This is a genomic window from Kitasatospora sp. NPDC005856 (assembly GCF_040629945.1).
In the GTDB taxonomy this organism is placed as follows: Bacteria; Actinomycetota; Actinomycetes; order Streptomycetales; family Streptomycetaceae; genus Kitasatospora.
Genome location: NZ_JBEXWT010000023.1, coordinates 1 through 25,481, shown reverse-complemented (window position 1 = coordinate 25,481; position 25,481 = coordinate 1). Strand labels below are relative to the sequence as shown.

The 25,481-nt window shown below is 74.4% G+C and carries 23 protein-coding genes; 11 read left to right on the top strand and 12 right to left on the bottom strand.

Annotated features, from left to right (window positions below):
• Positions 1-67: 67 nt before the first annotated feature.
• The 3 genes from ABZ449_RS16380 to ABZ449_RS16370 all read left to right on the top strand — a co-directional run bounded on the left by ABZ449_RS16380 (position 68) and on the right by ABZ449_RS16370 (position 2,758).
• Positions 68-670 carry a sigma-70 family RNA polymerase sigma factor gene (locus tag ABZ449_RS16380; RefSeq protein ID WP_360346028.1) on the top strand — a complete coding sequence of 201 codons (603 nt, stop codon included), beginning with the start codon at positions 68-70 and terminating at the stop codon, positions 668-670.
• 144 nt (positions 671-814) lie between these two features.
• Positions 815-1,846 carry a MerR family transcriptional regulator gene (locus tag ABZ449_RS16375; protein WP_360346026.1) on the top strand — a complete coding sequence of 344 codons (1,032 nt, stop codon included), beginning with the start codon at positions 815-817 and terminating at the stop codon, positions 1,844-1,846.
• A gap of 51 nt (positions 1,847-1,897) precedes the next feature.
• On the top strand, positions 1,898-2,758 hold the full coding sequence (locus ABZ449_RS16370; RefSeq protein ID WP_360346024.1) for a hypothetical protein: 861 nt from the start codon (positions 1,898-1,900) through the stop codon (positions 2,756-2,758).
• A gap of 65 nt (positions 2,759-2,823) precedes the next feature.
• Here ABZ449_RS16370 and ABZ449_RS16365 read toward each other — a convergent pair whose 3' ends face one another.
• On the bottom strand, positions 2,824-3,255 hold the full coding sequence (locus tag ABZ449_RS16365; RefSeq protein ID WP_360346022.1) for a DUF3291 domain-containing protein: 432 nt from the start codon (positions 3,253-3,255) through the stop codon (positions 2,824-2,826).
• 425 nt (positions 3,256-3,680) lie between these two features.
• Between ABZ449_RS16365 and ABZ449_RS16360 the strand changes: the two genes are divergently transcribed.
• Positions 3,681-3,932, top strand: coding sequence for a hypothetical protein (locus tag ABZ449_RS16360; RefSeq protein WP_360346020.1), 252 nt, complete (start codon positions 3,681-3,683; stop codon positions 3,930-3,932).
• A gap of 237 nt (positions 3,933-4,169) precedes the next feature.
• Positions 4,170-4,571, top strand: coding sequence for an SsgA family sporulation/cell division regulator (locus ABZ449_RS16355; RefSeq protein WP_360346018.1), 402 nt, complete (start codon positions 4,170-4,172; stop codon positions 4,569-4,571).
• 143 nt (positions 4,572-4,714) lie between these two features.
• On the opposite strand, the gene ABZ449_RS16350 is transcribed toward ABZ449_RS16355, so the two are convergent.
• Positions 4,715-5,698 (bottom strand): aldo/keto reductase, encoded by a 984-nt coding sequence (locus ABZ449_RS16350; protein ID WP_360346016.1) that lies wholly within the window; start codon positions 5,696-5,698, stop codon positions 4,715-4,717.
• Positions 5,699-5,935: 237 nt separating this feature from the next.
• Between ABZ449_RS16350 and ABZ449_RS16345 the strand changes: the two genes are divergently transcribed.
• On the top strand, positions 5,936-7,327 hold the full coding sequence (locus ABZ449_RS16345; protein ID WP_360346014.1) for a deoxyribodipyrimidine photo-lyase: 1,392 nt from the start codon (positions 5,936-5,938) through the stop codon (positions 7,325-7,327).
• Positions 7,328-7,400: 73 nt separating this feature from the next.
• On the opposite strand, the gene ABZ449_RS16340 is transcribed toward ABZ449_RS16345, so the two are convergent.
• The 5 genes from ABZ449_RS16340 to ABZ449_RS16320 form a co-directional block, all read right to left on the bottom strand.
• Entirely contained in the window at positions 7,401-7,748 is a 348-nt protein-coding gene (locus tag ABZ449_RS16340; protein WP_360346012.1) for a helix-turn-helix domain-containing protein, read from the bottom strand.
• A 166-nt stretch (positions 7,749-7,914) separates the two neighbouring features.
• Entirely contained in the window at positions 7,915-8,820 is a 906-nt protein-coding gene (locus ABZ449_RS16335) for a SigB/SigF/SigG family RNA polymerase sigma factor (protein ID WP_360346010.1), read from the bottom strand.
• Positions 8,821-9,093: 273 nt separating this feature from the next.
• Complete coding sequence (locus tag ABZ449_RS16330) at positions 9,094-9,276, bottom strand: hypothetical protein (protein ID WP_360346008.1); 183 nt, start codon at positions 9,274-9,276, stop codon at positions 9,094-9,096.
• A gap of 90 nt (positions 9,277-9,366) precedes the next feature.
• Positions 9,367-13,443 (bottom strand): tetratricopeptide repeat protein, encoded by a 4,077-nt coding sequence (locus tag ABZ449_RS16325; protein ID WP_360346006.1) that lies wholly within the window; start codon positions 13,441-13,443, stop codon positions 9,367-9,369.
• Between the two features lie 178 nt (positions 13,444-13,621).
• Positions 13,622-14,029 (bottom strand): hypothetical protein, encoded by a 408-nt coding sequence (locus tag ABZ449_RS16320; protein ID WP_360346004.1) that lies wholly within the window; start codon positions 14,027-14,029, stop codon positions 13,622-13,624.
• A 366-nt stretch (positions 14,030-14,395) separates the two neighbouring features.
• Here ABZ449_RS16320 and ABZ449_RS16315 point away from each other — a divergent pair, with 366 nt between their 5' ends.
• Together ABZ449_RS16315 and ABZ449_RS16310 are read left to right on the top strand one after the other, a co-directional pair.
• On the top strand, positions 14,396-15,589 hold the full coding sequence (locus ABZ449_RS16315; protein WP_360346002.1) for a hypothetical protein: 1,194 nt from the start codon (positions 14,396-14,398) through the stop codon (positions 15,587-15,589).
• A 225-nt stretch (positions 15,590-15,814) separates the two neighbouring features.
• Positions 15,815-16,138, top strand: a complete 324-nt coding sequence (locus tag ABZ449_RS16310) for a hypothetical protein (RefSeq protein WP_360346000.1) — start codon at positions 15,815-15,817, stop codon at positions 16,136-16,138.
• 242 nt (positions 16,139-16,380) lie between these two features.
• On the opposite strand, the gene ABZ449_RS16305 is transcribed toward ABZ449_RS16310, so the two are convergent.
• Positions 16,381-17,346 carry an alpha/beta hydrolase gene (locus tag ABZ449_RS16305; RefSeq protein WP_360345998.1) on the bottom strand — a complete coding sequence of 322 codons (966 nt, stop codon included), beginning with the start codon at positions 17,344-17,346 and terminating at the stop codon, positions 16,381-16,383.
• Between the two features lie 157 nt (positions 17,347-17,503).
• Between ABZ449_RS16305 and ABZ449_RS16300 the strand changes: the two genes are divergently transcribed.
• Positions 17,504-18,157 carry a TetR/AcrR family transcriptional regulator gene (locus tag ABZ449_RS16300; protein ID WP_360345996.1) on the top strand — a complete coding sequence of 218 codons (654 nt, stop codon included), beginning with the start codon at positions 17,504-17,506 and terminating at the stop codon, positions 18,155-18,157.
• Between the two features lie 168 nt (positions 18,158-18,325).
• On the opposite strand, the gene ABZ449_RS16295 is transcribed toward ABZ449_RS16300, so the two are convergent.
• From ABZ449_RS16295 to ABZ449_RS16280, 4 genes are all read right to left on the bottom strand, one after another.
• Entirely contained in the window at positions 18,326-18,832 is a 507-nt protein-coding gene (locus tag ABZ449_RS16295; RefSeq protein WP_360345994.1) for a diadenosine tetraphosphate hydrolase, read from the bottom strand.
• Between the two features lie 338 nt (positions 18,833-19,170).
• Positions 19,171-20,949, bottom strand: coding sequence for a glycoside hydrolase family 3 N-terminal domain-containing protein (locus ABZ449_RS16290; protein ID WP_360345992.1), 1,779 nt, complete (start codon positions 20,947-20,949; stop codon positions 19,171-19,173).
• Entirely contained in the window at positions 20,946-21,701 is a 756-nt protein-coding gene (locus ABZ449_RS16285; RefSeq protein ID WP_360345990.1) for a tyrosine-protein phosphatase, read from the bottom strand. The genes ABZ449_RS16290 and ABZ449_RS16285 overlap by 4 nt, the downstream gene beginning before the upstream one ends.
• Positions 21,702-21,945: 244 nt before the next feature.
• Positions 21,946-22,545, bottom strand: a complete 600-nt coding sequence (locus tag ABZ449_RS16280; RefSeq protein ID WP_360345988.1) for a TetR family transcriptional regulator — start codon at positions 22,543-22,545, stop codon at positions 21,946-21,948.
• Between the two features lie 256 nt (positions 22,546-22,801).
• Between ABZ449_RS16280 and ABZ449_RS16275 the strand changes: the two genes are divergently transcribed.
• The gene (locus ABZ449_RS16275) at positions 22,802-24,358 is read left to right on the top strand and encodes an ABC transporter substrate-binding protein (protein WP_360345986.1); all 1,557 of its coding nucleotides are present in this window, start codon (positions 22,802-22,804) and stop codon (positions 24,356-24,358) included.
• Positions 24,355-25,323, top strand: coding sequence for an ABC transporter permease (locus ABZ449_RS16270; protein ID WP_360345984.1), 969 nt, complete (start codon positions 24,355-24,357; stop codon positions 25,321-25,323). The genes ABZ449_RS16275 and ABZ449_RS16270 overlap by 4 nt, the downstream gene beginning before the upstream one ends.
• Positions 25,324-25,481 lie beyond the last annotated feature (158 nt).

Sequence of the window (25,481 nt, the reverse complement as noted above, 5' to 3'; positions counted from 1 at the left end):
CGACCTCGAAACGCTGCACAAAGGGTGCAGGTGGTCCCGGAGTCCCGAAACGCTGCACAGTGCCGGGGTGACCACGCGAGACCGTTCCTCCCCCTCCGCCCCGCCCCTCCCCGCGCCGGCTCCGGAGCTGGGCGGACTGGTCGCCGCGGTGGCCCGGGGGGACCAGGCGGCGTACGCGCGGCTGTACCGGGCCGTGGCCGCCCCGGTGTACGGGACCGCCCTGCGGACGCTGCGCAGCCCCTCACAGGCCGAGGAGGTCGCGCAGGAGGTGCTGCTGGAGGTCTGGCGCACGGCGGCCGCCTACCGGCCGGTCCGCGGCACGGTGATGGCCTGGGTGCTCACCATCGCCCACCGGCGCGCGGTGGACCGGGCCAGGGCCGCACGCGCCGCCGCCGACCGCGAACTGCGGGTGGCGCTGCGGGAGCAGCCCGTCCGTGAGCCGGACGCCGAGCCGGTCGCCGAGCAGGTCGAGCGGGCCTTCGACGCCGGCCGGGTGCGGTCCGCGCTCGCCCGGCTGAGCGGCGTCCAGCGCGAGTCGCTCGTGCTGGCGTACTACGGCGGGTACTCGCAGCGCGAGATCGCCCGGGCCCTCGGCGTACCGCTGGGCACGGTGAAGACGCGCATGCGGGACGGGCTGCTGCGGCTGCGGGCGGCCTTCGACGGAGCCTGACACCCGGGGCGGAACGGGCGGGAGCGCACGGGGCGACGGAGGATCATGGGAACGGTTCAGGACGCTCCGGGCCCACCGGGCCCACCGGGCCCACCGGGCTCACCGGACTTCGAGGACGCTCGGGACTTCCACGGGAGGAGCACGATGGGGGCCGACGAGGCGGGCATGCCGACCGGGAACGTGGCCCGGCTCCTCGGGGTGTCCCCCACCACGATCCGCTCCTGGGAGCGCCGCTACGGCATCGGCCCCTCCCGGCGCGACCCGGGCCACCACCGCCGCTGGAGCCCGGAGGACATCGCCCTGCTCGAAGCGATGTGCCGGCTGGCGGCCCGCGGTGTGCGCCCGGCCGAAGCCGCCCGGGCCGTGCTGGCCTCCCACCGCGCGGCCGTGCCCGAAGCCGCTGCCGCCGTCGGGTCACCGCCGGCCTTCGGCCCGGTGCCCGAGCAGGCCTCGCGGTCCGGGCCGGAGGCCGACCGGGGCCCGGCCGGCGGCCGCGCGCTGCGGATGGGAGCGGTCCGCCCCGAGTGCCGGGGCCTGGCCCGGGCCGCCGTCCGCCTGGACGCACCGGAGGTCGCCCGGATCCTGCGGGAGGTGGTGGATTCCCTCGGCGTCGTCGCCGCCTGGACGGAGGTCATGATGCCCGCGCTGCGCGCGACCGGACGCAAGTGGGCCTCCTCCGGCGAGCAGTACGTCGAGGTCGAGCACCTGCTGTCCTGGCACGTGTCCACGGTGCTGCGCGCCGCGGCCGTACGGCCCGCCAGACCCCGGACCGCGCCGCCCGCCCCGCCCGCCCCGCCCGTCCTGCTGGCCGCGATGCCCGACGAGCAGCACAGCCTGGCGCTGGAGGCGACCGCGGCGGGCCTGGGTGAGCGGGCGTTGCCCTTCCGGATGCTGGGTGCGGCCGTCCCGCCCAGGGCGCTGCTGGACGCGGTGCACCGGATCGGCCCCGGCGCCGTGATGCTCTGGTCCCAGCTCCCGCTCACCGCCGACCACGAGCTGGTCCGGCGGGTGGCCGACTCCACGTGGGGCGCGCGCGGGTCCCGTGGCCGGGCCCTGGTGCTGGCCACCGGCCCCGGCTGGGGCCGCTCCGGTGCCCCGGGCACAGCCGCGGGCCCGCAGAGCCTGGCGAGCGCCCTCGACCTCCTGGAGCGGACCGTCACCGCGTCCTCGGGGTGATCCGCGCGGCCGTCCCCGGGCGCCGGTTGTCCTTCGTTCGGGTGAGGCCGGGTGCCTTCGCCCATCCGGGTCCGGGTCGGCACCGAACCCACCATGCCACCGGTGGGCGAGGACGGGAACGAGGACGTGGATGTGTACGTGCACGCGGACAGGAGCGCGATGAAGGTGTCCCTCAGGGCGGAACGGGCGCTGCGGGTCAGGCCCGCGACCCGCGAGGACCAGGCACAGGTGGTCCGGCTGATCGCGGCCGACCGGCCTGTCGTGCCCTTCCCGGCGGCGGCCCCCGCCGGCTGGGACCGCCGACCCGACCGGACCGTCCTCGTCCTCCACGACGAGGACGGACTGCTCCTCGGGGCGATGGCCGTCCACCGCCGAACGACAGCCGGCCGTCTCACCGGCGGGGTGGCCTGGCTGCACTGCCGGGAGGCCCCGGACGCGGCCGAGGTCCTCGTCCGGACGGTCGTGGCCGGGAGCAGCGGCCTGACCGCCGTCACCGCCTTCACCGATCCCCCGCCCTGGCCGCCCCACCTGGCCGGTCTGTCGCTCCACCGCCGGTCGGCCACCACCCGGGCCTTCCTCGCCCACGGGTTCCGCGCGATGGACCACCGCCTACTGCTACACCGCCCCGCCGCGCCCGCCGCCGACGGCCCTCGTCCGCCCGACGACCGGCCGCTCTGGGTGTCCCCGGAGGGCACCCTCCACCGCGGCCGCGGCGCCGAGGGCCCGCCCGCACCGGCCGTCCTGTGGCGCCGCAACCTGCCCCGCGCGCTGGACGAAGTCGACCGCGCCGGCGGGCGGGACGTCCTGGCCACCGTCGATCTGCTCGCCCCCGGCGCCTGCGAACTCGCCACCGTCCTCGCCGGGTTCGAGTTCGAGGAGCTCGACCTGCTGCGCTCGCTGGTGCTGGCCTGAGGCGACGGCGCGGCCGGGGCCGGCGGGCGGGACCAGGTCGAGGATCAGGTCGAGCCCGGCGGGGGTCAGTTGTCCGCTGCGGTGGCCCGGCCCCGGACGGTGTCGGCGGCGGCCTGTTCGTCGAGACGCCGACGGGCGTCTTTCCAGGAGATCGGAAGCTCGTCGGTGGCGACCTCCCAGAAGGTGAAGGTCGCGGTGCGCATGGTGGGGCGCAGGGTCTCCATGACGCTCCGGTGAGGTTCGGTGCCCGCGAACTCGTACAGCGCGTCGCGGTCCTCCCAGGCGGACAGGGTCAGGAAGACACCACTCACGGGGTGGGCGTCCAGGGAGGCGCCGAACACCCCGGGCGCGGAACGCACCTGCCGCCACGCCTTCAGGGAGTTCAGGAGAAACCTCGGTACGTCCCTGCGGGACCTCAGGGTGAAGCGGGACGCCATGACGTACGACCGGGTGTGCGAGGGGGCCGGGTTCGGCGTCGCCCAGGGAAGCGTCGGCATACGGATCCATCTCCTCGTCGCCGGTGAGGCTCCACCAGGGCTCCGCAGACCGCTCGGCCCGTACGAGGAATGCCGAAACACGCCACTCGCCGCCTCACGCCTTCATTGTCGATTCCCTTTCCCGGGCCGCAAGCGCAGCCCGCCCGGTGCGGCCAGGGCTCACGACGGCGGTCCCGGTGGGAGCCCGGGTCGCCGCCCGTCACGTCCGGCGGCGCGGCATCCCGCCCGGGGTTACGGTCGGAAGGCCGCGCCGGTCGTCGGTGGTCGGTCGCTGATCGCCGGCCGTCGGTCGCCGCCCGCCCGGCCGCCGCCCGACCTCGTCCGTCCGGTTCACGACCGGACATCCGCTTCAGAACCGGACATCCGGGGCACCCGCCCGGTATCCGATCCGTCGAAACCCAGGACCCGGAAAGGGGAACGAGCCCATGACCACACCCGACGACCACGGAACGCAGCCGGACGAGACGACGCGGGAACGGTCCGCCGAGGAGCGCGCGATCACCTCCCCGACCCCGGCGGACGTCCGACGGAAGGCCGAGGGCCGGGTCGGAGCCCGGGAGCGCTCCGCCGAGGAGCGCGCGATCACGTCCCCGACCCCCGCGGACGTCCGGCGGAAGGCCGAGCGGGACGAGGACGACGAGCCCGAGCCACCCGCGGCGGACACCGTGGCGCCGTGAGGCCCCACGCGATCACTCGGTGACCCGAAGCCCCGCCCCGGCGACCGTGCGCCGGGGCGGGCTTCGCTGCCCGGGAACTGCGGGGCGGGAAACCACCCGAGCGGGGGATCACGCCGGGCGGCCCGGTCGCGTTGAGAGACGAGGAATGCACCCCGGGCGCGCGGGTAGCCGAGCGCTGCAACCCCGGTCCCCGAGGCCGGAGAACCCGGTGCCACCGCCAGAATGGGAGTTCGTCGCATGACCGTCGCCACCTCCTGGTCCACCGCCGTCACCCTGCCCGAAGGCCCGTTCCCCGATGTCGCCGTGGAGGCGCAGCTGCGGTTCGACACCGCGTCGCCGTACGCGGTGTGCCTGGCCTTCCCGCCGCTCGGCGACGACGAAGCGGCGCAGTGGACCTTCGCGCGCGAGCTGCTCGACCGGGGCCGGCACGGCCCGGTCGGCCTCGGGGACGTGACCGTCGCGCCCGGGCCGGAGGATCGCGTGCTGATCACCCTGCGCTCCCCGTCCGCGCGGGCCGTCATCAGCATTCCGGCCGCCGTCGTGACGGCCTTCCTGCTCGACTCCTTCCGCCTGGTACCCGCCGGCACCGAGACCGAGCACCTGGACGTCGACGCCGCTCTCGCCCAGCTGCTCTCCTGACTCCGCCCCACCCGCCGCCGGGACGGCCGGACCGGGCATGCCTCCCGGCGGGCGGGGCAGCCGGGCGCCGCGGTGGCGGGCTCACCGACCGGAGCCGCGCCGACGGCTGTCGCAAGGGTGGCGGCTCCGCGCGGTGACCGCCGCTACCAGCGGGCGTGCACCTGCGGCCTGATCCGCCGGTCGTAGAGGTCGCGCACGGCGGCCAGGGTGGCCGACGGCAGCGGCGGCAGGTCGGCGGCGGCCGCGTTGGCCCGGGCCTGCGCCACGTTGCGGGCGCCGGGGATCACCGTCGTCACCCCCGGCTGCTGGGTGACCCAGCGCAGCGCCGCCTGCGCCGCGCTGGCGCCCTCGGGCGCGAGCGCGGCGAACTCCACCGCCGCCTCGACGCCCGTCGCGAAGTCCACCCCGGAGAAGGTCTCCCCCTGGTCGAAGGACTCGCCGTGACGGTTGTAGGTGCGGTGGTCGTCCGGGGCGAAGACGGTGTGTTCGTCGTACCGGCCCGACAGCAGGCCCGAGGCCAGTGGCACGCGTGCGAGGATCCCCACTCCGGCCGCCTCGGCGGCGGGCAGCACCTGCTCCAGCGGCTTGAGCCGGAACGCGTTCAGGATGATCTGCACGCTCGCGACGTTCGGGCGGGCGATCGCGGTCAGCGCCTCGGCGCAGGTCTCCACGCTCACCCCGTAGGCGGCGATCCGACCCTCGTCCACCAGGGTGTCCATGGCGTCGAACACCTCGTCCGAGGAGTAGACCGGCGTCGGCGGGCAGTGCAGCTGCACCAGGTCGAGCCGCTCCACACCCAGGTTGTCCCGTGAACGGTCGGCCCAGGCACGGAAGTTGGCGAGGTTGTAGTGCTCGGGCCGCTGCTCGACCCGGCGGCCGAACTTGGTGGCGACGAACACGTCGGCGTCCGGGCGGTCCTTCAGGAAACGGCCGATCAGCCGCTCGCTGCGGCCGTCGCCGTAGACGTCGGCGGTGTCGAAGAGGGTGACGCCGGCTTCCACCGAGGCCTCCAGCACGGCCAGGGCGTCCTCTTCCCGGACGTCTCCCCAGTCCGCGCCGAGCTGCCAGGTGCCGAGTCCGACGATCGAGACGGGGCGGCCGGTGCGGCCGAGTACGCGCTGTTCCATGCGACGAGCCTCTCACGCGGCGCCCGCACCGCAACACGCCCCTGCCCGACGCACGCCCACGGGCGCACCGGCCGGCGCCCGCGGGGCGGCCCGCGGCGCCGCTCGGACGGGCCCCGGGACCAATCCGCGTCGCGGGCCGCTCCGAACATCCGGGGAGAAGCCGTACGAAACAGTACGAAGCGGCAGAAGCACCCGAACACCCGGACTCCCGACGGCACCACCTGCGAGGCCCCACCCGTGAGCGTATCGATCGCCCTGTTCACCCAGGACCTGCGGCTGCACGACAACCCCGTGCTGCACGCCGCCCGGTCCGCGGCCGACCGGGTCGTCCCGCTGTTCGTGCTGGACCCGGCCGTCGAGGGCGCCGGATTCGCCGCACCCAACCGACAGGCGTTCCTCGCCGACTGCCTCACCGACCTGGACGCCTCGCTGCGCCGGATCGGCTCCCGGCTGGTCGTGCGCCGCGGCGAGCCCGCCGAGCAGGCGGCCCGGGTCGCGGCCGAGGCCGAAGCCGGCGCGGGTGCCGGAGCCCGCGCGGGTGTCGAGGCCGGTGCCGGGGCCCGGGTCGGTGCCGGGACCACCACCGTGCACGTCGCCGCGGGTGTCAGCGCCTTCGCGCAGCGGCGCGAGGCACGGCTGCGCGAGGTGTTCGGCGACCGTCTGCACGTCCACGACGCCTCGCTGACGGTCGTCCCGGCGGGCCGGATCACCCCCGCCGGCCGGGACCACTACGCGGTCTTCACCCCGTACCACCGGGCCTGGCAGCAGGTGCCCCGCCGCACGGTGCTGGGCGCGCCGCGGGTGCTCGACGCCCCGAGCGGCATCGGCAGCGAGAACCTGCTGCTCACCGGGCCGCTCTCGCCCGCCCTACCGCCCGGAGGCGAGAGCGCGGCCAGGGAGCGGTGGCGGCGCTGGGACGTCGACGGGTACGCGCGGGTGCACGACGACCTCGCCGCCGACGCCACCTCCCGGCTCTCCCCGTACCTGCACTTCGGCTGCCTGTCCCCCACCGAACTCGTCGAACGCGCCCTGCGGCACGACGGCGAGGGGGCACGGACGTTCGTCCGACAGCTCGCCTGGCGCGACTTCCACCACCAGGTCCTCGCCGCCCGCCCCGACTCCGCGCACCGCGACTACCGGGCCAGGAACGACCGCTGGCACCGGGACGAGCGCGAGGCCGAGGCCTGGCGGCAGGGCCGCACCGGCTACCCGATCGTCGACGCCGGAATGCGCCAGCTCGCCGAGGAGGGCTGGATGCACAACCGGGCCCGCCTGCTGACCGCGGGCTTCCTCGCCAAATGCCTCTACCTGGACTGGCGGATCGGCGCCGCCCACTTCCTGTCGCTGTTGGTCGACGGGGACGTGGCCGACAACCAGCTCAACTGGCAGTGGGTCGCGGGCACCGGCACCGACACCCGACCCAACCGGGTGCTCAACCCGCTGCGCCAGGCCGACCGGTACGACCCGGACGGGGCGTACGTACGCCGCTGGGTGCCGGAACTCGCCCACCTGCCCGGGCCGGCCGTCCACCGCCCCTGGCTGCTCGACCCCACCCCCGACTACCCGGCCCCGCTCATCGCCCCGGACGCCCTCACGTCCCGCTTCCGCCGCGCCCGGGGCCTGGACTGAGCCCCGGGCCGGCGCGAGGCCGGCGACCAGCGGCCCCGGTGGCACCGATGGTGACCGGCCGTCACCGCGGCCGTCACCGCGGCCGCAGGAGGACCGCCAGCAGCTCCGCCAGGGTCGGGCCCGCGTCCGCCGGGTGGCGAAGCTGCTTGCCGGCGATCACGTGGTAGTGATTGGTGCGCCCCCGCCGCTCGTGACTGAGGTACCCGGTCTCCTCCAGGTCGACGATGATCCGCTGCACCGCCCGCTCGGTGAGCAGGCACCGTGCCGCGATGTCCCGCACCCGGATCCCCGGATCCCGGGCGATCTGCACCAGCACCCGGGCGTGGTTCGTGAGGAAGGTCCACCCCGAACCCGCCGGCCGGTCCGCGGTCCGCGGGACGCGGACGGCTTCGGCCGCATCACCGCCTTCACGCGCGTCCATGGCGGTCACCTCCGAAGGTTCTCGAGCGCCCGGCCGGACCCTGGAGCCCATCGGCTACCCGTGGCCGGGACCGGCAAACGGCGGGGAAATCACCAGGTCTCGTGATGGCCGGCCCGGTGGCGCACCCCGGCGGGAAGCCCGGCAGCGCGTCGGCCGTCCCCGGGTCTCAGTCCGGCGGCTGGGGCTCGCCGGCCCAGCCAGGGGCGTTCCGGTCCTCCAGTTCCTCGCGCAGCCAGGCCAGGGTGGCGCTGAGCAGCCGGGAGACGTGCATCTGGGAGACGCCGATCCGCTCCGCGATCCGGGACTGGGTCCAGCCGTCCCAGAACCGCAGCTTGAGGACGGTCTGCTCGCGTTCGGGCAGCCCCGCCAGCAGGGGGCGCACCGCGATGCGGAAGTCGGCGAGCTCGATGCCGGGGTCGCAGCCGCCGAGGCGGTCGAGCAGGGCGCTGCCGGTCTCGTCGGTGTCCTGGTCGCGCAGGGCGTCCAGGGAGTTGGGGCGGTAGACGCGGCCGGCGGTGAGTCCCTCGGTGGCCTGCTCGACGGTGAGGTGCAGGTCCTCGGCGATCTCCTCGGGCCGGGGCAGGCGGCCGAGCCGCTGTTCCAGTCGGTCCGAGCCGCGGGCGACGCAGAGGTAGAGCTCCTGCATGCCGCGCGGGACCCGCACCGGCCAGGAGGTGTCGCGGAAGAAGCGCTTGATCTCGCCGGTGATGGTGGGGATCGCGTACGTGACGAACTCGACGCCCCGCTCCGGCTCGTAGCCGTCGACGGCCTTGATCAGGCCGATCGTGCCGACCTGGAGGATGTCCTCCATGTCCTCGGCGCGATGACGGAAACGGGCCGCGATGAAGCGCACCAGCGGCATGTTGAGCTCGATGATCGTGCCGCGCACATAGCTGTAGGCGCGGCTCTCACGGGCCAGCCCGCCCAGCCGCGCGAACAGCGCGTCGCTCAGCTCACGCGCCTCGCACTTCCCCATGCGGCGCAGTTCCGCCGGCGACGGCCTGGGCGGGACGTCGGCCGGCACGCCCGGGGGCGGGCCCTCCCGGCCGCTTGCTTCCAGATGGATGGACACGTGATCGCTCCTGGGCATCGGGGTGAACGCCCACCGACGGGTGCGGATCCGCACCTCGTGCGTCGCGGGCCTCTTCCCCCAGGACCCTGCCCGGCTTCTTCAAGCGCGGTCCTGGTGGCACCCCCATCGGGGTGCTGGGGCGACCGGGGAGATTCACGCGGTCGCATGGGGGGTCTTACCCGACATACGACTTTAAATTCATGTTTCGAATGGTTTCATCCGATTTGTTCGATTCCCCGAGGAGGCCAAGCGGCTTCCGGCGTCCGCCCACGTTCACGGTTTCGCCGCGCGCGGCCGCAGCAGGTGCCCGTTGCGTGCCGTCATCGCGAAGACGGGCAGGCCGTGGTCGGCGGCGGCGTCGAACACCGGCCCGTAGTCGCCTCGGGCCAGATCCCTGACGTCCTCCTCGTCACGTGCGACGATCCACCCGGCACGGGCGTGCGGCGCATCGGCCACGGCCCCGCGGCGCCGACGCCGGGCGGGGACGACCGCGGGACGGCGGCGGTGAAGGCACGCGTGGGCACCGGGACCGACGACCGGGTCGGTTCACCCGGCGTCGTCGGCCGCTCCGTCCGCCACGTTCCTCCAGTGCTCGAGGACACGGCGGGCCCGGAGGGTGCGGGGGTCGTCGGGTCCGAGGACCCGCAGCAGACTCGCCAGCTGTTCCTCCATCGCCGCGGCGGCACCCGCGGCGTCGCCCGCCTCCCCCCGCCAACGGGCGAGGTTGCCACGGGTGGTCAGCGTGTGGAGGTGGTCCGCGCCCAGCACCCGCGCCCGATCGGCGAGCACGGCCTCCAGTCCTGCCGCGGCGCTCACGGGGTCCCCCGCCTCGCCGCGGCAGAACGCGAGGTTGTGCCGGACCGTCATGGTCTGCGGATGGTCCGGGCCGAGCTCGCGTGACTCGGCGACGAGGAGTTCCTCGAACGCGGCGGCCGCCCCGGCCGGGTCCCCGGCCCGCTGCCGCCAGGTGGCGGCGAGGGCCAGGGCGCTCCTGGTGTCGGGGTGGTCCGGCCCCAGCACCCGGGCCCGGCCCGCGTGGAGTTCCCCGTAGGCCGCGGCGGCCCCGGAGGCGTCCCCCGCCCCGCCGCGCGCGGCGGCGAGGTCGTGGCAGGCCTCGAGGGTGTCGGGGTGGTCGGGACCGTCGAGCTGCCGCAGCTTGGCGTGGAGGTCCTCGTGGACCGCGGCCGAGCCCGCCGCGTCGCCGGCGATCCCGAGGCAGGAGGCCAGGTGGCCCTGGGTGGCCAGGGTGTCGCGATGGGTCGGGCCGAGGACACGGACCTGCGCGTCGAGGAGTTCCCCGAAGGCGGCGGCCGCTCCCCGGAGGTCGTCCACCTCCACCCGCCAGTAGGCGAGGTTGGTGCGGGAGTGGAGGGTGTCCGGGTGGTCGGGGCCCAGCACCCGCAGCCGGTCGGCCAGCAATCCCTCCAGAACGGCGGCCGCCCCGGCGGCATCCCCGGACTTCCCGCGCCAGTGGGCGAGCTCGCTTCGGGCGGTCAGGGTGTCGGGATGGTCCGGGCCTTCGGCATCCCGCAGCCTGTCGCGGAGCTCCTCGAAGCGCGCGATCGCGCCCGCGGAATCCCCGGCCTCGCCCCGCGCCCCGGCGAGGTGGCGGAGAGCGGCCCGTGTGCCCGGGTCGTCGGGGCCGCTGATCCGGACCCGGTCCGCGAGGAGCTCCTCGAAGGCGGCGGCCGCACCCGCGACGTCCCCCGCCTTCCCGCGCCAGGAGGCGAGGTTGTGCCGGGCGGCGAGGGTGTGCCGGTGGTCGGGTCCGTGCGCACGCAGCTGGGCGGCGAGCAACCGCTCGAACGCGGCGACCGCCCCGGCGGCGTCGCCGGTGGCGCCGATCGACCAGGCGAGCCGGTTGCCGACGGAGAGGGTGTCGGGGTGGTCGGGGCCGCTGATCCGGGCCTGGTCCGCGAGGAGCTCCTCGAAGGCGGCGGCCGCGCCCGCGGCGTCGCCCGCCTCGTGCCGCGCCGAGGCTAGGTTGTTGCGCGCGGTGAGGGTTTCGGGGTGGTCCGGGCCCAGGACCCGCAGCAGGTCGGGGAGGAGTGCCTCGAAGGAGGCGATCGCCGCTGCCTGGTCCCCCGCCTTCCCCCGACAGGCGGCGAGGTTGTTCCTGGTGATGAGCGTGTCGGGGTGGTCGGGACCCAGGACCCTCACCTGGTCCAGGAGCAGTCCCTCGAAGGCGACGACCGCGCCCTCGGGATCACCGAGGGCGCGCTGCTGACCGGCGAGCTGGTTGCGGGCGCCGAGCGTGTCGGGATGATCGGGTCCGAGCACCCGCAGCATGTCGGGCAGGAGGGCCTCCAGCTCGGCGCGCGCCCCGGCGGCGTCCCCCGCCTCCCCGCGCCAGGCCGCCAGGCTGTGACGGGCGATCAGGGTGTCCGGGTGGTCCGGGCCGTGGATCCGGAGCCGGTCCGCGAGCAGTTCGCCGAACTCGGTCACCGCGCGCCCGGGGTCACCGAGCGTGCCGCGCCACCGGGCGAGGTTGCCGCGTGTGGCCAGGGTGTGGGGGTGATCGGGGCCCAGCAGGCGTACCCGATCGGGGAGCAGCGCCTCGTACGCGGCGAGCGCTCCGGAGGCGTCGCCCGACTGACCACGCCAGAGGGCCAGGTTGTGGCGGGCCGTGAGGACGTCGGGATGGTCCGGGCCCAGGAGGCGGAGCAGGTCCCGGTGGAGTTCCTGGTACGCGGCGGACGCCCCCGTGGGGTCGCCGGCCTCGCCGCGGCTGTAGGCGAGGTTGTTGCGCACGGTCATGGCCAGGTCGTGGTCGGGACCGAACACACGGATGAGGTCGCGGAGGAGCTCCTCGTAGGCGACGACCACGGCGGCGGTCTCTCCGGTCCGACTCCGCCACAGGGCGAGGTTGTTCCGGGTGGACAGGGTGTGGCGGTGATCGGGGCCGTGGACCCGCAGCATGTCGGCGAGCAGGTCGGTGTGGCCGGAGACCGCGCCCGCGGTGTTGCCGCAGGCGCCCTCGCAGGTGGCGAGGTTGCTGCGGGCGGTCAGCGTGTCCCGGTGCTCCGGTCCCAGGTGGCGCGCGGCGTCCGCGGCCACCTGCCGGAAGAAGTCCCGCGCGGCCGCCGACCGGCCCCCCTGTTCCAGGCTGTAACCGTGGCGGTTGATCAGTGGGTGGGCGGCGTCGGGCCGGTACAGGGCTTCGCCGGCGTCGCCGATCAGCACGGCGGCGTTGGTGCGCAGGGAGGTGGCGAGGACCGCGTCGTGGTCGAGGCCGGGCCAGGCCGCGAACAGCGCGTCGGCCGCCGTCCGGGCGAGTTCGTCGCGCCGACCGGGGGCGAGCGACTCCCGGGTGGCCCGCTGGATGAGCCGGTGGACGCGGACCGCGTGGTGAGGCGTCCTGGGGGTGAAGTCGATCAGGCTCAGGCGGTGCAGGGTACGCAGGGCGGCGACGGCCTGTTCGACGGTCACCCCGGCAGGCTCCGAGTGCTCCTCGGAGGGTTCTGCCCTCGTTTCGGAGGGCTCGGCGATCTCCCCGGCGATGTCCTCGGTCGCCTCGGTGGGCGCTGCGGTCGCCCCGGCGGGCGCTGCCCCGTCGTTCGCACGGAGCCCCAGATGGGCCAGGGCGGGCGGGCTGGTGAACACACCGCTCGGGATCCCGCTGGGGGCGAGCACGGCGGCGAGTTGGAGCACGGGCCTCGCCAGTCCCCGCGGGTGCAACTGGTCGGCACGTTCGACGGACAGCGACCACGCGGCGGCGACCGAGATGCGGTAGTCGTCCACCCGCACGGATTCGGGGAAGAGGTCGGCCAGGGTCCGGGCACGGTCGGCGAGCCGGGTGCGGTACTCGGCGACGTCGATCTCGGCGGCCTCGACCAGGTAGGCGGAGGCCTGGGACAGGGCCAGCGGGAGGTGGCCGAGGTCCGAGGCCAGGGCCCGGAGGTCCTCGGCCGCGTCGTCGCGGTCGGCGGGCTTCAGGGCGGCGCGGAGGTAGGCGTCGGCCTGGTCGGCGGTGAACATGCCGACCGGAACGAGACGTCCGCGCCGGACGAGTTCGGCGTCACGGCGCCGGGTGGTCACCAGCGTCTGGGAGTTCCCGGTTTCGGGGTCGGCCGGCGGCCAGAGACCCACGAGGTCCTCGGGGTCGGCGAGGTCGTCCAGAACGATCAGCCACCGGCAGGACCGGCCCGGCCGGGGATGCAGCCGGGCCAGGAACTCCTGCGCCGCCCGCTCGCTGTTCCTCGGGTCGGCGCCGAGCAGGTCGACCGCTGCCCCGGCATAGGCGTCGACGACACCCTGGCGGGTCGAGGCGTTCACCCAGACCAACAGGTCCAGGCAGCCGTCCTTCCACCGGCGGTTCGCGTGGTCGGCGGCGACCTGGGTCTTGCCCGCCCCTCCGGTTCCCGTCAGCACGACGGTCCCCGGGTTCGCCAGGGCCTCCCGGAGTCCGGGGTCGTCCCTCCCCCGGTCCTGGAAACAGCCGGCCTCGGAGGGCAGCACGCCGATCCGGTGCGGCAGCGGCAAGGGCTTGCGCCGCTCCTGGGTGATGTACGCGTTTCCGCTGACGGCAATGGAGTTGTGACCGCTCGCGAACGCGTTGCCGGTCTGCGAGATCAGGAGTGCGGGGAGCTCCTCCGGATCGCCTGGCCCGTGGAACCCCGTCACGGCACGGCCACCGTCCTCGGCCCTCGCGTCGCCGGACTCGGTGACCCGTACCCTCGCCGGCGTCGGCGCCGACGGATCGTCGGGCTCCGGTCGCGCCGGTTCCCCGGGCGCGGCCGACCGACCGCGCCACCACTCCCTGACCTTCTTCACGGCAGACCCCGTCCGGTGGTTTCGCGGTTCAGCTGTGGTCGACGCCGGTGACGGCCTTGCTGCCCCGGCCGGTGGCCTTGGCGTTCCCGGTCCGATCCGCCCGGGAACTCCCGCCGCCCGAGCCCCCGGGACGGCGAACGCCCGAGCTGGCCACCCCGCCGTCGCCCGCCTCTGCCGCGCCGGTACGGACGGCCGTGTCGACCGGGCCGGACGCCGACGCCGCTCCGGAGGCCGACGGCGATCCGGACGCCGACGCCGCCGTCGCGGACCGCTGCTCGAGAACGGCCCAGACCAGGGCGGCGATCCCCGAGGCGCCCTGGACCGACGCCCCGACCAGCTGTCCGGCGTCAGGTCCGTCCATCAGCCAGAACACCGGTGTCGAGAGGATCCCCGCCACCGCCACCACGATCACCGTGACTGTCCGCCCACGTGACATTCCAGCCCCCTCCCACCGGCCCGTCCCGGGCCCGCGAGCCACCCCGATGCGCCTGCGCTTCCCCCGTGATAGCAGCTTCACGCGCCCCGCGCGGCACCCGTCGGCGAATCGTGAATCATCCGGGACCGCTTCGTGGCAGAAGCCGACCGCGGGGCACCCCGGCACATCGGGACCGCGCTGCACGGTGGGCCGGCGCCGCCGACTGCTCCCCCACCCACCGGGCACTGCGGCAGGCCGCCGCGCGCGGCTGAGCCGGCCCGCGTCACGGACGGCCCGGCCCTCATGGCGGTCTTGCGGTGAACCCGACATGAGCCGGTGTCAGTCGCGCCGCCTAGGGTGCCTCGTACCCCTGAGCAGGAGGATGACATGCGCTTTGTCGACGACGTGGCCGTACCCGGGTCGGACACGTGGGGGCCGTGGCTCGCGTACGCGGACGCCCTCACCGCGGCGGGTGATCCACGAGGAGAAGCGATCCGGTTGGAACACCTCGACGCCGGCGGCGCCGGGGACGCGGCGAGCCGACTTGCCGAGGTGTACGCGGAGGTGGAGCGGGAGCTCGGTCTCGACGGCCTGCGCGGTGACGGTTCCTGGCAGTTCACGTGGTCCCGCGGCTTCGTCGACAAGGCCGTCTTCCGGCTGGTGGCGGAGACCGCGCCACAGCGCCGCGCCCTGGTGGAGCGGTTCCTGGCCGACCTGCCCGACACCGGTGCCTTCGACCTGACCGATCCCGAACAGTGGGAGGCGGCGCTGATCGACGTCCTGCTGTCCCACCCGGCGAGCCGCCTGCTGACCGACCTGGAGCTGCACCTCACCGACTACCACCACTCCGCCGAGCGCGCCGCGGCCGCCCTGTCCCGCCGGTCGTGGCCCCGGCTCGAAGCCCTGCGCTTCGGCCACGACTTCGACCTGCTCCTGGAGCTCCACGAGACGTCGACGGGAAACCGGATCGACCCCGAGGACTACCTGGACAACGCGGTGGTCCCGAAGGACGTGGAGCAGGCCCTGTGGGCGTCCCTGCCCGCCCTGCGCAGCCTGGAGCTCGAAGGCGCGTTCCTGTTCGACGACCTGGAGCACGGCGCTCTGACGCATCTGCGGATCCGGGGGTCCGTCTTCGCGGACGGTTCCCTGTTCCCCTTCTCGACGCCGGCTCTCACCTCGCTGGAGGTGGAGTCCGACTACGACGTCCACGGCACCGTCGAATCCAACGCCCAGCTGGAGGAGCTCCAGGCCTCCCGGTACCCCCGGCTGAGGAGCCTCGACCTGAGCGAGGCGGAATTCGAACCCGATGAGGCGGGCGACTTCGTCGTCCTCGCGGAGAGCTCGCTGCTTCCCCAGCTCGACTACCTGAGCATCAGGGAACTGGTGATCGAGGACACGGACGAGGACCACTCCCCTCTCACCGTCCTGGCCGAACTGGCCCCCCGGTTCGCCCACCTCGACTTCCACGTGTGGGGCGACATCGAGATCGAAGGAGCCGACGACCAGGAGGTCGAGGACATACTCTCGGCTCTCGGCCTGAGCCAGTACGACGACGACACCGAGGACACGGACACCGACTGAGCAACGCGCGGCACCGGCACCGGCACTCCGAACGTGGGCTCCCCCTACGTCAGCGCGAACCGCCGGCCCACCAGCACAATTGCCCCGACCGCGGCGGTACCGTCGCGGTCGGGGCGCCGGAACCGCCGCCTCTGCGGGAGGCCGTGGAAACCCCGTCGCACGAACGGGCGCTGGGCCCGCACAATGGGCCGGACCGCGACATCGGACGAGAGGCCCCGGATCCCCATGCTCGACCCGTTCTCCACACCGGACGCGCTGGCGGCCGCGGCGGAACCCCTTGAGGACCTGCTCCTGGGCAACAACCACCAGCCGTTCATCGAACTGCTGCACGTGGTCCCCGCGACCGGGACGACACCCGGGCGTGACCGGATGCAGGTCCTCGCCCAGGCCGTCTTCGACGCCGGCGGCTGGGGCAGCGGATACCAGGTGAAGGCGCCGGTGGGCCTGTTCGCGTCGCCCCGGGCGTGGCGGGACATCTTCCGCCACCAGGTGACCGAGGGGTACATGCAGCCCGCCCGGGGCGACGGGCACGCGGCACCCGACCGGTAGGCGCCCGACGACATCCGGCGGGCCGGCGAACTCGCCGACGGCATCGCCGACCTCGTCGAGGCGCACCTGGGCCCCGTCCGTGGCTGCGGCGATGTCGGGGGGCCGCACACGAGCTACATCTGGTGGCGCAACCTGCTGCTGGTCACCGACAGTTGGGCCACCGTCCTGCATCTCGCCGTCAGCGACTGACCGACCGCCCGTCCGTCGCCTGCGGTCTCTTCGCCGAAGGACTGAAGCAGTCCTCAGCCCGTCAGGGCCGCGTGGAGGAAGGCGATGATCTCCGCCTGGGCGGGCCCGGCCTGGGGTTCCAGGGCGGGCAGGGTGAGGAACGCGTGCCTGGCTCCCGGGTACTCGGAGAGCCGTACGGAGGTTCCTGCTTCGCGCAGCCGCTCGGCGTAGCGGCGGCCGTGGTCGGCGACCGGGTCCAGGGTGGGCACCACCACGAGGGCCGGGGCGAGCCCGCTCAGGTCGTCCGCCTGCAGCGGCGAGACCGCGGCGGCGTCGGCCCCCGGCGGGACGGCGAGCCGCTGGAAGAGCTTCAGCTGCGCCAGGGCCGGGCTCCCGTCGGTCGCGTACTCGGCGATCGAGGGGTGGTCGAACATGCCCGGGGTGGTGACATCGGCCACCGGGTTGACCAGCACCTGTGCCTTGAGCTCCAGGCCGGCCTCCCTGGCCCTGATCGCCGTCAACGCGCTGATCAGCGCACCGCAGCTCTCCCCGAAGACGGCCACGCGCGCCGGATCGACACCCCACCGCGCGGAATGCCGCACCAGGTGCCCGAGGACGTCCCAGCCGTCGTCGGCGGCGTCCGCGAGCGGGCTGCCGGGGGCGAGGAGGCGGTGTTCGACCGAGACGACGACGGCGGGCAGGGCGGCGGCGAGGCGGCTGCTGGTCCAGTCGCACTGCGCCGCCGTGCCCACGAATCCACCTCCGTGGACGTGGACCACGAGCGGCAGCCCGGTTCGGGTGCCGGCACCGCCGTCCCCCGTCGCCGTCGGCCGGTACACCCGGACCGGGAGGTCACGGCCGGGCAGCGTCACCCGCTGCCAGGCGATCGCGGCGCCGGGGTCGGGCTCCCCCAGGACGGCCCGGGCCTCGTCCGACGCCCGCCAGCGGTTCTCCGCGTCACGGTAGGCGAGCAGTTCCTCCGTCGTGATCGCCGAGAGGTCCGGCTCGGGCGGCCGTGTCGCGAATGCGTTCCCACTCATGTGTCCTTCTCCCCCTCCCGGCCGGAAGCCGGGGTCTCCTCGCAGTCGGACAGTGCGTTGCACCGATTATGCACGCGGTGCGTGCAACAGCAAGTGCATGGGCTAGCCTGAGTCCGCACCAGGCAAGGCACGGGACGAAGGGCGGCTGAGGCGCGGAATGACTGGCCGACGGCGATGGTCGACCGAGGAGATCCTCGACACGGCGGCGGAACTGCTGCGCACGGGCGACGCCGAGTCCTTCAGCGTGCGCAGACTCGCCGCGGCGCTCGGCACCGACTCCTCCAGCCTCTACCGGCACTTCCGGAACAAGACCGAACTCCTGCGCGCGGTCGCCGACCGCATCCTGCTCGCCTCCATGGACGGCTACCGCCCCGAGGGCGACTGGAAGCAGCGCGTCACCGCCCTGGCCCTACGCCTGCGCGAGGCCTTCGGCGAGCAGCTCCAACTCGCCGCGGTGTGGGGACGCTACGGGTCCGGCGGCACCGGATCCCGCATGGCCATGGAGGAACTCCTCCAGGCACTGCGCGCGTCCGGTCTGCCCGACGAGGAGGTCCCGGTGCACTACCACCGCATCGTCATCCTCCTCGTCTCACTGATCTCCTCCGAGGCCGGCATCAGCACCATCGCCCCCAAGGAGTACGAGCAGGGCATGGAGCAGTTCCGTGTCACGGTGCTCGGAGCCGACCCCGAACGCTTCCCCGCCCTGGCCCACTTCGCCCGCGACATCCGCCCCCTCGGAGTGGAGCGCCGCGTCGCGTTCGAGGAGATCCTCGCCGCCCACCTCGCGCAGATCGAGGCCCGGCTGCCCTGACGGGCCGCAGCGGGCGCGCCGTGTGGTGGGTTCACCGCCACGGGGGAACCGGGCCGCCCGGACGCTGCGTACGTCGCTCGCGCCGGCAGGGCGGGTCGGTCGGCGAGAGCCTGGAGCCGTCGGATCCGCACCACGACACCGGGTGCTGTGCCGGACCGCGGCCGGATCTCAGGCCCGTGCCCCGTCCTCCGGACCGGCGGCGGGCACGGACAACCGGTCGAGTTCACGACCGATCGCCTCGCGCAGTCCGTCGTGCTGCGGTCCGAGTGCCGTTTCGGGATCGCGCCAGTTCTCCGCGGGATACAGCCACACCGGGCGACGGACGAGATCCGGGCTCTCCCACTCGAACCGCGGCCACACGTGCGCGTGCAGGACGTTGTCGGCGTTGCCGAGGATCTCCAGGTTCACGCGCCGGAACTCCGCGTCCAGCCGCCGGCAGACCCGCTCCACCGCCTCGCCCAGCCGGTCCATGTCCGCCAGGAAGGCCGTCCGCCTGCCGCGCGGAAGATCGGACAGACGCCGCACGTCGGGCTCGTCCACCAGGAGGACCGAATAGCCCGGCAGGAACTGCACGTCGCCGATCACCGCGAACCCGGCGTCCAGCCGCCGGAGCACCGTCGGGTTCGTGCCCCTCAGAGCGCTGCCGATCCTGTCGCTCCGCCAGTCGTCAACCATGGCACCGCACCCCGTACACGCGTGACCGATCAGGACTCGACCGGATGCCGGCAGCCCATCGCTCCCGGATCCGTGCCGCATGCGCATCCGGACGGCGTGAGACGAACGGCGGCGCCGGCCGACAGCGGACGGCCTCATCATCCCCTTCCGGGCGGGGTCGGTCACAACCGGTGGGCCGCTCGGCGATCCGGGCCGATCGTCGGCGCGCGCGGGGGACGACGACGGGGTGGAGGTGCTGTCGGGTCACTCCTGAGTGGTCGCTTTGTCGGCCGGGATATGACGATCCCGCCCCGGGGGCGCCGTCCGCCGACGGCGGCCCCCGGGGCGGGCGGAGCGGGTCAGTTCGCGCCGGGGGCGCGGTGGCCGTAGCGGTAGAGCGGGGCCTGGGTGTCGAAGGGGACGTCCTCGCGGGCCGCGGCGACGGCGGCGTCCGAGGCGGGCAGGTCGAACGGGAGGGTCGCGGTCATCGGGGCGCGGCCGAGCGCGGCGTCCAGGACGACCTCGTCCGCGGCGCCGAACTCCCCGATCAACAGGGCCGCGTGCGGGGCCAGCGGGGTGAGGACGGCGGGCCGTTCCAGCTGGGCGGCGAAGACCGTCGGGACGGCGGCGGCCAGTGCGGTGAGCCGTTCGACCTCGGCCGGGTCGAACTCCAGGGAGCCGCTGTGGAAGTGCTGTTCCAGCATGCCCTCGCGCCGCTCGTAGGGGGTGGCGAGGCGGACGACCGCCAGGTCGGCCAGCTCGGGGTGCTCGACCACGGTGCCGTAGCCGGCGGCGACGGCCGGGTCGACGCCCTCGACGTAGAGCCGGGTGGCGGTGCGCGGTTCGCCGGCCAGGTGGACCACCGAGCGGCGCTGGACCTCGCGGCCGAGTGCCCGGCCGTCCGGAGCGCCGACCAGTTCGGCGGCGGCGTCCACGTCGACGTACGGGTCGTCGAAGAGGCCGAGGCGGAACTTGTCGCGCAGAATGCGGCGGACCGACTCGTCGAGCCGGGCCTCGGTGACGGCGCCGGAGCGCACTGCCGCCAGGATCAGCTCCGGGTCGGTCTCACCGCCGAGCTGGTCGGCGCCCGCGTCCAGGGTGAGCACGACCTGCTCGGCGACGGACAGCTCCTCGACGCCCCAGTGCCGCGGGGGCAGGGTGACCACGCCGGGGACGCTCATGCCGGTGATGGCGTTGAAGTCGGTGCAGACCACGCCGTCGAAGCCGTAGCGCCCGCGCAGCAGGCCGGTGATGACGTCCCGGTTGAAGTTGGCGCCGACCTCGGCGAGGCCGCTGCCGGAGGGGATCGCGTAGGCGGGCATGATCTGCGCGGTGCCCGCGGCGAAGGCCGCCTCGAAGGGGCGCAGGTGGGTCTCGAACTCGCCGCCGGGGTAGACCAGTCGGCGCCCGGCGGCGAAGTGCGAGTCCTCCCCGCCGGCCTGCGGGCCACCACCGGGGAAGTGCTTGGTCATGCAGGCGACGCTGTCCGGACCGATCCGCTCGCCCTGGAGGCCCTCGATGTACCCGGTGATCATGCGGGAGGCGCGCTCCGGGTCCTCCCCGAAGGTGCCGCTGATCCGGGCCCAGCGGGGCTCGGTGGCGAGGTCGGCCATCGGGTGGATGGCGACCCGGATGCCGACGGCGACCAGCTCGCGGCGGATCAGGTCGGCGTAGCGGCGCACCAGTTCGGCGTCGTCGGTGGCGGCGAGACCGATCGGCTCGGGGCCCGTGCTGAAGCCGCCGCCGGTGTGGGCGGTGGCCGGGTTGGCGGTGAAGCCGTGCCGGGGGTCGGAGGAGAGGGTCACCGGGATGCCCAGCCGGGCGGCCGCGGCGAGGTCCTGGACGTGGTTGTTCCACTCGGCCATCGCGCGCGGGTCGGGGACCGCCATCATGGCGAAGTGGGTGAGCCCGTGCTCGGTGATCAGGTCGGCGCCGGAGGGGAACGGCGGGTGGTCGCCGGGGAGCATCCGGCCGTGCAGCATCAGCGCGGCCTTCTCGGCGGGCGTCATCCGGCCGAGGAGGTCCTCGACCCGCTCCTCGACGGGCAGCCGCGGGTCCTCGTAGGGCTCCATGGTGCCGTTGTGGTTGAGGTCGCGGAAGGGGGTGCCGTCGGTGTGGTGCAGGACGGTCGTCGTCATGCCGTCACCTCGACGGTCTCGGTGCGGGCGGCGGCCTTGGCGCGGAAGGCGTCCAGGGTCTCGGCGGTGACCCCGCAGGCGGCCAGGAAGCCGGCGGCGCCGCCGTGCTCGGCGCGGACCAGGTCGAGGAAGGCGCTCATCGCCCCGGCGGGGGCCTCCAGCAGCGGCGCGGGGACGACCAGCCGGCCCGCCTCGACCTCGTTGAGGGCGGCGCGGTTGCGGTCGGCGAGACCGGCCCAGATCTGCTGGATCGCCTCGTTGGTGCGGGCGTAGTCGGCGACGATCTCCTCGGCGGGCACCCCGAGGAGCTCCAGCAGCAGCGCGGTGAGCAGCCCGGTGCGGTCCTTGCCGGCCGCGCAGTGCACCAGCACCCCGCCGGGGCGGGCGGCGGCCTCGACGGCGGCGGCCAGGGCCTGCGGCGCGGACTCGGCCATCAGCAGGTAGAAGGCGCCGAGGTCCTCGGCGGTGGTCATGGTGCGCATGGCCTGCGCCAGTTCGTCGTTGGTCGGCTCGATGCGCGCGGCGACCACGGTGATGCCGGCGGCCTCGACGGCGGCCCAGTCCTCGGGGCTGCTCTCGGCCTCGCCCCGGAGGTCGACGACGGTGGCGACGCCGTGCTCGCACAGCTGGGCGACGACGGCGGCGTCGGCGGCGGGGAAGGGCTGGGCGGAGCGGAACAGGGCACCGGGGCGGATCCAGCGGCTCGCGGGGTCGGCGAGCACGGCGGGGTCACGGAAGTTGACCAGGGACATGCGGGGGCCTTTCGGGAATTGCGCATTGCGAAGGGTGTGACGAAGGGGGGTGTGACGAGGACGCGCGAAGGGGGTGACGGGGGAAACGGGCGTGCGGTGCCGTCCGGGCGGCCTGCGGCACGCCCGGGATGGTGGCGGGGTCGGGGTCTGGGTCGGGGTCTGGGTCGGGGTCTGGGTCGGGGTCTGGGTCGGGGTCTGGGTCGGGGTCTGGGTCGGGGTCTGGGTCGGTTCGGGTCAGGTCGGATCAGCCCGCGGCGGCGAGCACGTCCCGGTAGGCCTTGACCCAGTCGGCCAGCGTGCCGCTCTCCTGGCCGATCAGGATGTGGCGGCGCACCATGCCGCCGAACATCGCGCCGAGCGCGGTCGGGCGCAGGTCGGTGGCCGGGTCGACGCCGAGCCGCTCGGCGGCGATGGTGACGGTCTGCTCGACGAAGGCGTCGATGACGACCAGGGCGTAGTTGTGGACGGAGTGCACCTCCATCAGGCCCCGGCGCAGCCGGCGGCGCCGGGCGGTGTGTTCGACGGGCTCCTCCAGCCGTCCGCCGGTGACGGTCACCGCGTGTTCGAGCGCGGCCCAGAGGGGAAGTTCGGCGGGGGCGTCGGCGAAGGCGTCGAGGAGGACGTGGCCGAAGTCCCAGCCGTACAGCAGGGCCTCCTTGGCGGGGTAGTAGCGGAAGAAGGTGCGGTGGGCGACGTCGGCCCGGCGGCAGATCTGGTCCACGGTGGTGCGCTCGTAGCCCTGTTCCTCGAAGAGGTCGAGCGCCGCGGTGCGGATGTTGTCGCGGGTGCGCGCCTTCTTGCGGTCGCGCATGCCCGGCTCCGCCACGGTGTCCGTCCCCTGCATCGTTCTGCCGCTCCTGTTCGGTGAGTTGAGGTGGGTCGAGTGGGTGCTTCGGGTCTCGACGAGGCCGCCGAGGGGGCGGCTGTCAGTACCGAATCACGTCCGACCGTGCTCGCTCAAGGCGGGATCCGACTCTTCCGGGGTTCGTCATCCGAAGTTTGCACAACTGCCTTTTGGCAGTACTGCCAGTTCCGGAATGGTGTGGGGCGTCGGCGGCCGAACTCCCCCTGGCCGCCCCACTCCCCCGAACCGAGGAACCATGAAGCGGCACTACCTCCTGGCAGCGGCGACCCTCACGACCGCGCTCACCCTCACCGCCTGCTCCGCCTCCGACGACGCGCTGTCCGGCGCCGGCGGCACGGCCGGGAACACCGGCGCGGCGAGCGACGGGCCGGCCGTGGACGGCGGCACGCTCAAGATCGGCCTGGACCGGCCGTTCACCAAGCTCGACCCCGCCGACGGCACCCTGACCTCGATGCCGATGATGGTCCTCGCCAACGCCCTCTACGACCCGCTGATGGTCAACGGCGACAACGGCACCGTCCAGCCCTACCTCGCCAAGTCCTTCACCCCCAACGCGGACGCCACGCTCTGGACCCTCGACCTGCGCGAGGGCGTCACGTTCGCCGACGGCAAGCCGCTGGACGCCCAGGCCGTCGCCGACCACGTCGCCCGGCTCGCCAAGCCCGAGAGCAAGTGCGCCTGCGCCCTCGACGCGGCCGCCATCGGCAACACCGCGGTGACCGGCCCGACCACCGTCGCCTTCACCCTCAAGGCGCCCGACGCCGCCTTCCCCAGCCTGTTCACCCGCGCCCTCGGCTACGTCTCCGAGGCCCCGGCCGGCGACTCCCCCGCCGTCGGCTCCGGCCCGTACACCGTGGAGAGCCTGCAGCCCGGAGTCTCCGTCACCCTCACCCGCAACCCCGCGTACTGGGGCGCCAAGGGCCACGCCGACAAGCTCGTCTACCGGGTGCTGCCCGACGCCGACAGCCGCTACCAGTCGCTGCGCTCCGGCGACACCGACCTGATCTGGACCGAGACGCCCAGCCAGCTCAAGCAGGCCGCCGCCGACGGGCTGCGCACCGCGACCGGGCCCGGCTCCACCAGCACCGTCGTCTTCAACACCGCGTCGGCGCCCTTCGACGACGTACGGGTCCGCCGGGCGGTGCAGTACGCGATCGACCGCGAGGCGCTGGAGAAGGTCGTTTTCCTCGGCCAGGGCTCCGTCTCCGACGGCCCGATCGGCTCCCGCTCCCCGTACCGCACCGCGGCCGAGTACCCGGCCCGCGATCTGGGCAAGGCCCGCGCCCTGCTCGCCGAGTCCGGCCACCCCGACCTCGCCTTCGAGTACCTCGTCGACAGCCGGCCCGAGGCCCAGCAGCGCGCCACCGTACTCCAGCAGATGCTCGGCGAAGCCGGGATCAGGATGACCGTCAAGCCGCTCGACAACGCGAGCCTCGGCACCGCGATGCTCCAGCGCAAGTTCCAGGTGATGGACTTCATCACCAGCATGTTCGGTGACACCGACACCGCGCTCGCCAGCCTCTACCTGCCGAACTCGCCGTACAACTTCACCGGTTGGAACGACGTCGAGGCCCAGAAGGCGATCACCGAGGGCCGCGCCTCGACCGACGCCGCCAAGCGCTCGGCCGCCTACGGCCAGGCCGCCAAGCGGGTCGTCGGCGAGGCGCCGATGGCCTTCCTCACCGAGAACACCGTCGGCTTCCTCTCCGCCACCAAGGTCGGCGGACTGCCCGACCTGTCCAAGCGCACCGTCCTCAACGTCTCCCCCGCCACCCTGTGGGTGAAGCGATGACCCCCCGTACCCGGACCACCCTGCGGTACGGCGGGCAGGCCGGCCGCGCCGTGGCCGTCCTGCTGCTGGTGACCGTCGGCGCGCTCGCCCTGCCCCACCTGATGCCCGGCTCACCCGCCGTCGCCGCCCTCGGCCCCACCGCCACCCCCGAACAGATCTCCGCCTACGAGGCCGGGCTCGGCCTGGACCGCAACGTGTTCGCCGCCACCTGGCAGTGGATCGGCGACGCCCTGCACGGCGACCTCGGCCACTCGCTGGCCACCCGGGTCTCCGTCACCACCGAGCTCGCCGACCGCATCCCGGTCACCCTCGAACTCTTCCTCGCCGCCCAGCTGGTGGCACTCTGCCTGGCCGTGCCCGTCGCCCTGCTCTCCGCCTGGCGGCCCGGCGGCACCTTCGACAAGGTCGCCACCACCGCCACCTTCGGCTGGCTCGCCGTCCCCGGCTTCGCCCTCGGACTGCTGCTCATCTGGATCGCCGCCGTCCAACTGCGCCTCCTGCCCGCCACCGGCTGGACCCCGTTCACCGAGGACCCGGCCGAGAACCTGCGCCACCTGGTGCTGCCCGCGCTCACCCTCGGCCTCACCGAGGCCGCCGTCTTCACCCGCACCCTGCGCGGACAACTGCTCGACACCCTCGACCAGCCGTACATCGCCGCCGCCCGCAGCCGCGGCATGGGCACCACCCGGCTGCTGCTGCTCCGCGCCCTGCGGCCGTCCAGCCTGCCGCTGGTGACGCTGGTCGGCATCGGCATCGGAACCTCGCTGGGCGGTTCGGTGCTGGTCGAGTCGCTGTTCGCGGTGCCCGGCGTCGGCAGTCTCGTCTCCGGCGCCATCGCCGGCCGGGACTTCCCCGTCGTCCAGGCCGTGGTGGTGGTCAGCGCCGTCGGCGTGGTCGTGGCCACCTTCGCGGTCGACCTGCTGTACCGCACGATCGACCCGAGGATCGCCCATGAGCACCGCTGAGACCACGCGCACCGCCGACAGCACGCGCACCGCCGAGGCCACACGCACCACCGACGCCGCCGTCGAGACCGCCGGCGCCACTGTCGCCCGCGCCGCCCGCCGCCGGCCCCCGGCCGGGGTGCTCGCCGCCGCGGCCTGGCTGGCCGTGGTCGCCCTCG